The organism is uncultured Nevskia sp., assembly GCF_903885465.1.
Classification (GTDB): Bacteria; Pseudomonadota; Gammaproteobacteria; order Nevskiales; family Nevskiaceae; genus Nevskia.
The window spans coordinates 1-4,761 of record NZ_CAISIQ010000113.1 but is presented as its reverse complement, the minus strand read 5'-3'; the positions used below and the strand labels follow the sequence as shown (position 1 = coordinate 4,761).

Here is a 4,761-nt window from a genome sequence, read left to right as displayed (position 1 = left end):
CAGCATGCTGAGCTTGTCGGTACCGGAAATGACGGTGCTGGTCGGCGGTCTGCGAGTGCTCGATGCCAATACCGGCGGCGCGAAATACGGCGTGTTCACCGACAAGCCGGGCGTGCTCACCAACGACTTCTTCGTCAACCTGCTGGGTATGGAGACGAAGTGGGTGAAGTCGGAGAAGGTCGAGGGTCTTTACGAAGGCGTTGACCGCAGCAGCGGCAAGCTCAAGTGGATGGCAAGCCCGGCTGATCTTGCCTTTGGCTCCAGTGCCGAGTTGCGTTCGGTGGCCGAGGTCTATGGCGCAGCGGACGGAAAGGACAAGTTCGTCAAGGACTTCGTCACCGCCTGGAACAAGGTGATGATGCTCGATCGTTTCGAGAAGATCTGATCGGCTCGTGAGGTAGTCGTGGAAGCAACGGGCTGGTCAATCGTGAATTGACGTCCGGCTTACATGCAGCAAATGGCGACGCTCACCACGTCGCCATTTTTCGTTCCGGCGATCATTAGGGCGTTGCGCGATCGGCGAGGCCGAAATGTTCCGCCTCGGCCCTCAGGCTTGCAGAGCGCCTTCGGAACGCAGCTTGGCCAGATGGCCTTCGATGTTGATCCGGGCCAGCGGCATCAGTCTCGGATCGGTGCCGACATACATCTCGGCGAGCATCTGGTCGATGCTGCGGCCGGCCTCGAACAGCGTCTTGACCTGTGCTTCGCGAGCGCGGCGATGCTTCAGGGTCAGCTCCAGGTAATAGGTGCCGCCGAGCGCGGTGCCATGCGAGGGCCAGATCACTTTCGGGCCGAGCGCGATGACTTTCTCGAGCGTCGCGAAATACTTCGCCATATCGCCTTCCGGCGGCGAAATGACCACGGTGCCGACGCCCTGGATCAGATCACCGACGATACAGAACGCGCGGTTGTCGGGCATCAGTGCCAGCTGGCCCTCGTCATGGCCGGGCACCGCGATCACCCGCAGCGGATGGCCGAGCCAGCGCGTGGCGACATCGCCATCGGCGTAGGTCTTCACGGTCAGGCCATCGAAGAAAGTCGGCACCCGACGCGAGATGCGCTCGAAGGTATCGGCGCTCGTCGCGATCGGCACGCCGAGGTGGCGGGCGAGGTCGTTCGCGTACTGGCAGTGATCCGGATGGTGATGGGTCAGGAACACCTCGCTGATGCCGCGCCCGGCAACGTGGCGGCAGAGCTTGTCGAACTCCGTGCGGTTGGCCGGGGACGGGTCGATCAGCAGGATCGGCGAGCCTTGATCGCCGATCTGGAAGCAGTTGGTGCGATCGGCCGGCGGCAAGGTGTTCGAGCGCACCGGCATCTGCAGCACGCCGCGCAGCGGTTCGATTTCCGGAATACCGTCGATTTCCTCATAGTCGCGCAGGCGGCTGATGACGGTCGCATCCGGGCGCTCGACCAGTTCCTGCAGCACATCGAGCGTCGGTGGCGCCAGCAGCAGATCGCCACGCTCGAAATCAGACAGCCAGTCGCTGGTCGATTTCCAGGCACCGCCGGACAACTCGCCGAGCTCGATCGTGAACTCCGGTTTGGAACGCAGGCGAATCGCGAAGAAGCCGGTATCGAAACGCACCTGCAGGAACGGCGGCGACAGGGCCGTGCCGAGCTTGTCGATGGCCAGCACTTCGCCGGCGGCAAGCGCGGCGTCGAGGTCGTAATCCAGCTCTTCGCGCAGTTCGCGCGCCAGCGCATGGACGTGGCGTGGCGTCTGTTCGGCCAGCAGGGGATGCGCGTGCAGGTGCTCGGCTTCACCCTTGTCGACCTTGCCACCCGGGAAGGCCATGAAGCCCGGGAACGCGGTCAGGTGCGGCTGGCGATGGGTGAGATAGATCTCGCCCTCACAGATCAGCACCGCCGTGACGGCTTCGACGATCTTCACGGTCATGCCGTCAATTGGGCGCGGCGTCGGCGGCGTCGAAGGACTTCAGCGCGACCTTGTCGTTGCCGTAGGTCACGGTCAGCAGTTTCTTGCCGGCCTTCCAGGTTTCCTTGCTCAGGCTGAGCACGCCGCCGACATCGGTCGCCGAAGTGTCATCCGGCTTGCCGAGCAGCCTGTGGACTTCAGCTCGCGACATGCCGGGGCCGATCTGATCGTAGTTCTCGACCGTCACTTTCGAGGAACAGGCAGAGACGACGATGACGGCAGCCAGCAGGACGCAGCGCAGGGATTTCATCGGCGGTCGGCGGAGAACGGATTCCATCAAGGATGCCACAGCCTGCCGTGGGGACGTGCAGGCCGTGGCTTGCTGCCGCAGCTACTCAGCGACGGTAATCGCGACCATGGCCGCGGCGGTCATCGTAGTGATCGTGGTCATGGCCTCGGCCATCGCGGTAACCGTCGCGATAGCCGTTCCTGTAGTACGGGCGGGCGTAATAGCTGCCACCGTAATAGCGCGGTGCGTAGTAGTCGTAGACCACCCGTGGGCCGCGATAGACCGGGGCTGGCGCGTAATAGACCGGAGGACCGTAGTAGCGCGGGCCGTAGCTGTAGCCATAACCGTAGTTCGGCACGCCGAGGTTGATGCCGACATCAACTCTGGCCATCGCGGCCGTGGGAACCAGCAGAGCAGACAGGCTCAAGCCAGCGATTGCGACGAGTTTCATCATGGTCCTTCTCCAGAGTGCCGATTGCGGATCTGAAGGTAAGGCCGCGTCGCTGAATCAGTCCTGAACGCTGCGAAAACCTAGCCGGCCAGCGCCTGGCGCAGGTCGTTGATCAGGTCATCGACGTGCTCCAGGCCCACCGACATCCGCAGCAGATCCTGCGGCGTGCTCGTATGCGGGCCTTCCACCGAAGCGCGATGCTCGATCAGGCTTTCGATGCCGCCGAGACTGGTGGCGCGCGTGTACAGCTGCACGCCGCCGGCAACGGCCAGTGCGGCATCGCGGCCACCGTGGACCTGGAACGACAGCATTGCGCCGAAACCGGACATCTGCCGGCAGGCCAGCGTATGGCCGGCGTGCGTCGTCAGGCCCGGGTAATGCACCGCACTGACCTGCGGGTGCGCAGCCAGGAATTCGGCGATCGCCTGGGCATTTGCGGTCTGGGCGCGGACCCTCAGTGGCAGGGTGCCGATCGAGCGCTGCAGCAGCCAGCAGTCGAACGGCGCCGGCACCGAGCCGCCCTTGGTCTGCAGATCGCGAATACGCGCAAACAGCGCGTCCGGCTCGCGGGCGATGACCGCGCCCCCGAGCACATCGCTATGGCCGCCGAGATACTTGGTCGTCGAATGCATGACCAGATCGGCACCGAGCGCCAGCGGCTGCTGCAGCACCGGCGTCGCAAACGTCGAGTCGACCACCAGTTGCGCACCGGACGCATGCGCGATTTCAGCGAGGCCGCTGATGTCGCTGATCTTCAGCAGCGGGTTCGACGGCGTTTCAGCCCAGATCATCCGCGTGGATGGCGTGATCGCGGCGCGCACCGCGTCGAGATCGGTCAGGTCGACGAGGCTGTGGCTCAGGCCTCAGCGCGCCAGCAGTTCGCGGAGCTGGGTGCGGGTGCCGTGATAGACATCGTCCGGTGCGATGACGTGATCGCCCGGTGCCAGCGCCTGGAATACCGCCATCGACGCGGCGGAACCAGATGCGAAGGCGGCCGCGGCTTTGCCGCCTTCGAGCGCTGCCAGCAAGGTCTCCAGCGCGGCACGAGCCGGATTGCTGGATCGCGAATAGATATGGCCGTGCGGATAGTCGCCTTGCGCGTCGCGAGCGAAAGTCGTCGACAGGATCGGCGACAGCGCCACGGCACCGGTGGCAAGATCCGGCTCGCGGCCGGCATGAATGGCGAGGGTTTCGATTTTCACGGCGGCGATACAGGTGAGCTTGGAGTTGCCAAGGCTACCGCGCTGCGTGCCCTCGGGTCAGTGGTCGATCGTCGGCCAGCGAAAATCGTCTGTATTCAGATCGCCCCTACAGCGCCTACTTGCAGTTGCACTCAGGCGCAGTGACGCAGGACGCGCTGGCCTGCGGGCCGACGGCAATACCCGGTTTGCACTGCGCAGACTGACCCGTCGTGCAGGACACCGAGCAGGACCCGCAGTTGCCGATCACCGGCGTGGCGCAGGACGCTCCTTGGCTGGACTGCAGGTTCAGCGTCGATTCACCGCGCTGATGATCGCCGTGCTGGATGACCACCGGGTTCGGCGCCGAGTTCGACCCATTCGGACCGGCCAGAGCGACGGCCCAGGCAGCCACGAAAAAGATGGACGTGAAGCGTCGAAGGATGGTCATGGCGCGCTGCTCTGTTCAGGGTGTTTTGACTGCGCGACTCTAGGCGGCGAGCGCTGAACCGAAAATGAACACGGTCCAGAAGCAGCCACATCGTCATCACAAGGTGCCGCAGGCAATTCCGACAGCGAGCATCGAGCCAAGTTCGCGGCATTTCGCCAACGCGGCGTCGTCCGGTTCGCCTCGCACGATCAAGGGTTCGCAAACGCTCTTCCAGCGGTAGCCGATGGCGATCCGCTCCAGCGCCCGGACTGCGCCGCTGCCGTCATTGCCGGCGCTGACCAGCATCGCGTACGGCAGGCCGTCGACCTTGCCTTCGGCCGGATAATAGGTGCGATCGAGGAAGTCCTTCACCGCGCCGGACAGATAGCCGAAGTTCTCCGGCGTGGCGACGATCAGACCATCGGCCCAAAGCAGATCATCGAGCCCGGCGACCAGCGCGCCGATACAGCGCAGTTCGACTTCATCGGCGAACTCGGCAGCGCCGGCACAGGCCGCACGCATCAGCGCTTCCGT

General features: G+C 64.4%; 5 protein-coding genes and 2 pseudogenes. 1 reads left to right on the top strand and 6 read right to left on the bottom strand.

Features of this window, described 5'->3' with window-relative positions:
• Positions 1-385, top strand: a pseudogene (locus tag QZY06_RS04220) (catalase-peroxidase); the annotation flags it as partial.
• Between the two features lie 162 nt (positions 386-547).
• Here QZY06_RS04220 and QZY06_RS04215 read toward each other — a convergent pair.
• The 6 genes and pseudogenes from QZY06_RS04215 to QZY06_RS04190 form a co-directional block, all read right to left on the bottom strand.
• Positions 548-1,900: an MBL fold metallo-hydrolase gene (locus tag QZY06_RS04215; protein WP_295680601.1), complete on the bottom strand. Its 1,353-nt coding sequence runs from the start codon at positions 1,898-1,900 to the stop codon at positions 548-550.
• A 4-nt stretch (positions 1,901-1,904) separates the two neighbouring features.
• On the bottom strand, positions 1,905-2,189 hold the full coding sequence (locus QZY06_RS04210) for a DUF3862 domain-containing protein (RefSeq protein ID WP_295680599.1): 285 nt from the start codon (positions 2,187-2,189) through the stop codon (positions 1,905-1,907).
• An 85-nt stretch (positions 2,190-2,274) separates the two neighbouring features.
• On the bottom strand, positions 2,275-2,622 hold the full coding sequence (locus tag QZY06_RS04205) for a hypothetical protein (RefSeq protein WP_295680597.1): 348 nt from the start codon (positions 2,620-2,622) through the stop codon (positions 2,275-2,277).
• Between the two features lie 77 nt (positions 2,623-2,699).
• Positions 2,700-3,821 (bottom strand): annotated as a pseudogene (locus QZY06_RS04200) (PLP-dependent aspartate aminotransferase family protein).
• Between the two features lie 115 nt (positions 3,822-3,936).
• Complete coding sequence (locus QZY06_RS04195; RefSeq protein ID WP_295680595.1) at positions 3,937-4,248, bottom strand: hypothetical protein; 312 nt, start codon at positions 4,246-4,248, stop codon at positions 3,937-3,939.
• 96 nt (positions 4,249-4,344) lie between these two features.
• On the bottom strand, positions 4,345-4,749 hold the full coding sequence (locus QZY06_RS04190) for a flavodoxin family protein (RefSeq protein ID WP_295680603.1): 405 nt from the start codon (positions 4,747-4,749) through the stop codon (positions 4,345-4,347).
• Positions 4,750-4,761 lie beyond the last annotated feature (12 nt).